Genomic DNA, 4,409 nt, shown 5'->3' with positions numbered 1-4,409 from the left:
GGGTGTGGGAGAGTAGGACACCGCCGGACACACACATTGGTCGAGGCCCCAACCACACGGTTGGGGCCTCCCACATTTAAAAACACCACCTAGACTTACCGTCTATGACTCCCCGAAACACGGGCCCCAAGGGCAAGCGGGCCACCATCCTCGATGTTGCCGCTGCCTCCGGCGTCTCCCGGCAAACCGTAACCCGTGCCATGAACGACATGGCCGGGATCAGCCCCGAGACCCGTGAACGCGTCCAAAGGATCGCTTCGGAGCTGGGCTACAGCCCCAGCCGCTTCGCCAAGGGGTTGGTCCAAGGGGCGAAGGTATCGATTGGCCTCGCCATCCCGGACCTGACCAACCCATATTTCCCCGCGTTTGCGTCCAGCGTGGTGGAGGCAGCCACCGGGCGCGGCTGGAACGTCGTGGTTGATGACTACGGGCACGGAACCGGCAGTGCGGCCGACGCCGCTGCCAGGCTCGCACCCCAGGTGGACGCCCTTATTGGCTACCTTGCGCCACACGCGGACGAGGCGCAGGCGCTGATGGGCCGCCGGCCCGTCGTCGCCCTGGACTCACCGGACGCGGGAACCGCCGGCCGCATCTCGTTCGACTACCACCACGCCGCGAGGCTGGCACTTGCGCACCTTGCCGGCAGGGGTTGCACGAACGTCGCCTTCCTGGACTCGAACCAGGGAGCGCCTGCCGGCAGTCGGAGCGCGGCAGCAGCAGCCGTCGCCGAGGAAGCGGGAATGCAGCTCACCCGCTTCCAGGCCGAGCCCTCCGCGGCCGCCGCCAAGGCGGCCGTGGCCCTCCTGGCTGGCCGAGCAAAACCCGTTGACGGGATCCTTGCCTTCAACGACCTCATGGCCGCCGGTGCGCTTAAAGCCTTGCAGGCCTCCGGCAACGCCGTGCCGGGCGACTGCGCAGTCATCGGAATGGACGGGATACCGCTCGGAGAACTGCTCACCCCTGAGCTGACCACCCTCGCACTGGACCTGCGAGCCGTCGGACGTGCCGCCGTCGGCCTCCTCGAAGGACTCCTCTCGGGCTCGCTCGCGGAAGGCGGGACCGAGGCCCATCTGATCCTTCGGCACGAGCTGGTCCTCCGCCAGTCCGCCTAGGCCCCTACTCAAAGGCGCGCGCAGCGGATAGGCTTTAACCGCATCCGCGTGAACGTTCACGCAACCCCGTCAACCACACCTGCAGCAAGGAAGACCATGGCATTCCACACCCCCGCCGCCACTGATGGCGGCCAGGACCCCCGCGGCGCCACACACTCCACCCCCAACCTGGAGCTTGGCCAGGAAGAGGTCCGGGAGTTGGCCTCGCTGGCGCCGGGACGCGGAAGCCTGCCCGCGCGCTCCTACCTGGCAACTGACGCGCCCAGGCTGTCCCTCAACGGTGATTGGCAGTTCAGGCTGAGCCCTGGAATCCGGACTGCGCCCAACGACGGGTGGCAGCACGGCACGCACCTGGCCGGTTTCGTCCCGCTGCCTGTCCCTTCCAGCTGGAGCATGCACGGCCACGGATCCCCGGCCTACACCAATGTCCAGTTCCCCTTCGCCGTGGAACCGCCGTTCGTCCAGGAAGCCAACCCCATCGGTGACCACCTGGTGACCTTCCAGGCGGGCCCGGAGTTCTTCCCGCACGCGCTGTTGCGGTTCGACGGCATCGACAACGCCGGGACGGTATGGCTGAACGGTGTTGAACTCGGAACCACCCGCGGCAGCAGGCTGGCCCACGAATTCGACGTGTCCGGCATTCTGGTGGTAGGCGCCAACACCCTGGCGGTGCGGGTGGCCCAGTTCTCCGCCGCGAGCTACGTGGAGGACCAGGACATGTGGTGGCTTCCGGGGATCTTCCGGGACGTGACCCTCCAGGCGCGGCCCGCTGACGGCCTCGACGATCTGTTCGTCCACGCGGACTACGACCACGCGACGGGTCACGGCACGCTGAGGGTCGAGGCGACCCGGGCCGGCAAGGCGATTGACGCCGTCGTCCGCATCCCTGAACTCGGCCTGGAACTCCCCGCCGGGGCCCAACATACTGTCCCGGGCGTGGCGCCGTGGTCGGCGGAGCAGCCGCGCCTGTATGACGCCACCGTCAGCACCCCCGGTGAGACAGCATCCGTGCAGGTGGGATTCCGAAGCATCACCATCGAAGACGCCCAGTTCAAAGTCAACGGCCGGCGCATCCTGCTTCGCGGCGTAAACCGCCATGAACACCATCCCAGGCTGGGCCGCGTGGTGCCGCGGGATGTGGTGGAGGCGGAACTGCGGTTGATGAAGCAACACAACATCAACGCGATCCGCACCTCGCATTACCCGCCGCATCCGGAATTCCTCGCCCTGGCAGACCAGCTCGGGTTCTATGTGGTCCTCGAATGCGACCTCGAGACGCATGGATTCGTGGGGGCCGGATGGGCGCAGAACCCCAGCGACGATCCGCAGTGGGAGGAAGCCCTGGTGGACCGGATGGAGCGGACCGTGGAACGCGACAAGAACCATCCGTCAGTCATCATGTGGTCGCTCGGCAACGAGGCTGGCACGGGCCGGAACCTTGCCGCCATGTCGCGCTGGGCCAAGGACCGCGACCCGTCGCGTCCCATCCACTACGAAGGCGACTGGTCTTCGCCCGACGTTGACGTCTACTCCCGGATGTATGCCAGCCAGGCCGAGACGGCGCTGATCGGCCAAGGAATCGAACCGCCCCTCGAGAACGCCGAACTGGACGCCAGGCGCCGCGCCATGCCATTCGTGCTCTGCGAATACGTCCATGCCATGGGCAACGGGCCCGGTGGCATGAGCGAATACCAGGAACTGTTCGACAAATACCCACGGCTGATGGGCGGCTTCGTGTGGGAGTGGCTGGAGCACGGCATCACCGTGACGGACGCGAATGGCAGCGAACACTTCGCCTACGGCGGGGATTTTGGCGAAGAGATCCACGATGGAAACTTCGTCACTGACGGCTTGGTTGACGCCAACCGCAAGCCCCGCCCCGGGCTGCTGGACTTCAAGAAGGTCATCGAGCCGCTGCGCATAGAGGTCGGGCAGGATTGGGCCCGCTTCACCGTGCGGAACGGCCAGGACTTTGCGGACACGTCCGCCTTCAGCTTCCGGTACACAGTTGTGGCCGACGGCGACACCCAGGTGGAGGGGTCCGTGGCCGTTGCGCCGATAGCGCCCCAGTCCGAGGCCGTCGTCGAGCTGCCGACGGAGATTGCCCGGTATGCTGCCGCGCCGGCATCCAGCCAGTCTGCCGTGCTGACGGTGAGCGCGGTGCTTGCTTCCGATACGGCCTGGGCAGGGGCCGGCCACGAGGTCGCCTGGGGCCAGGCTGCCCGTTTTGGGACCCAGGATCCCCGGCTGCCCGCCGTGGACGGTGTCGAGGTCATGGACGACGAGCTGAAACTTGGCAACGCCCGGTTCAACCGGGCCACCGGCATGCCCACGTCCATCGGCGGCCTTCCCGTCGACAAACTGGGGCTGGTCCTGTGGTGGGCACCCACTGACAACGACCTGGGCCGGGAATGGGGGAGCACCGACGAGCGGCCGCTTGCCACCCAGTGGAAGGACGCAGGTCTTGACCGCCTCCACACACGCCTGTTGGGCATCACGGCAGAACCCGCGGCAGGGGGCGGGGAACAACTCCGTGTCAGCACCCGCGTTGGCATTGCGGACAAGCAGTACGGAGTGCTGGTTGATTACCTGTGGACCAGCAACTCCGGAGCACTGGCACTGCGCACCCGCGTTAAGCCGGCAGGGGACTGGGTCAACGCCGGCTTCGACATCGAATGGGCGCGAATCGGTCTGGAGCTGGTCCTGGCGGTCGAGACAACCACGGTGAACTGGTTCGGGCAGGGACCGCACCAGAGTTACCCCGACACCGGCCAGGGAGCGCGGGTGGGGTGGTTCGAGCTGCCGCTCGCCGGCTGGGATGTAGATTATGTCCGGCCGCAGGAGTCCGGGGCGCGCGGCTCCGTACGGCAGGCGGTTCTCGAAACCGGCGGCAAGCAGCTGCAACTCTCCGGAGAGCCCTTTGCGCTGACCGTCAGGCCCTACGGCATGGACGTCCTCGCAGCAGCGACGCATCGTCCCGACCTCGTTCCGGACGGACGCAGCTACGTTTACATTGATCACGCCCGGCGGGGCGTTGGCACCGCGGCCTGTGGTCCCGGCGTCCTGGAGCCCTACCGGCTGAAGCCCCGCGAAGCTGAGTTTGAGGTCCTCCTCCAAGTCCACGGCTGAGGCCACTCCGGGAATGTGAGCCACCCGACATCGGCTCCAAACCCTCGAAGGTACTGAGAGGGCACGGTCAGCATTGCCGGAAACCGCGGAAATTCGCGGTTTCCGGCAGTGTACGGAGCCCCCTGTTCCTGGATTTGCGGTGGGGTTGGTGGGCGTGTATTGTTTTCT

Annotated in this window: 2 protein-coding genes; both read left to right on the top strand. The window is 66.8% G+C overall.

What is annotated here, in order from left to right:
• Positions 1 to 104: 104 nt before the first annotated feature.
• Entirely contained in the window at positions 105 to 1,112 is a 1,008-nt protein-coding gene (locus QRM96_RS20530) for a LacI family DNA-binding transcriptional regulator (RefSeq protein ID WP_285320797.1), read from the top strand.
• Between the two features lie 96 nt (positions 1,113 to 1,208).
• Positions 1,209 to 4,241 carry a glycoside hydrolase family 2 TIM barrel-domain containing protein gene (locus tag QRM96_RS20525; protein WP_285320796.1) on the top strand — a complete coding sequence of 1,011 codons (3,033 nt, stop codon included), beginning with the start codon at positions 1,209 to 1,211 and terminating at the stop codon, positions 4,239 to 4,241.
• Positions 4,242 to 4,409: the final 168 nt, after the last annotated feature.

This window comes from Pseudarthrobacter sp. lyk4-40-TYG-27, assembly GCF_030209295.1.
In the GTDB taxonomy this organism is placed as follows: Bacteria; Actinomycetota; Actinomycetes; order Actinomycetales; family Micrococcaceae; genus Arthrobacter.
This window is presented reverse-complemented; position numbering and strand designations above follow the sequence as displayed.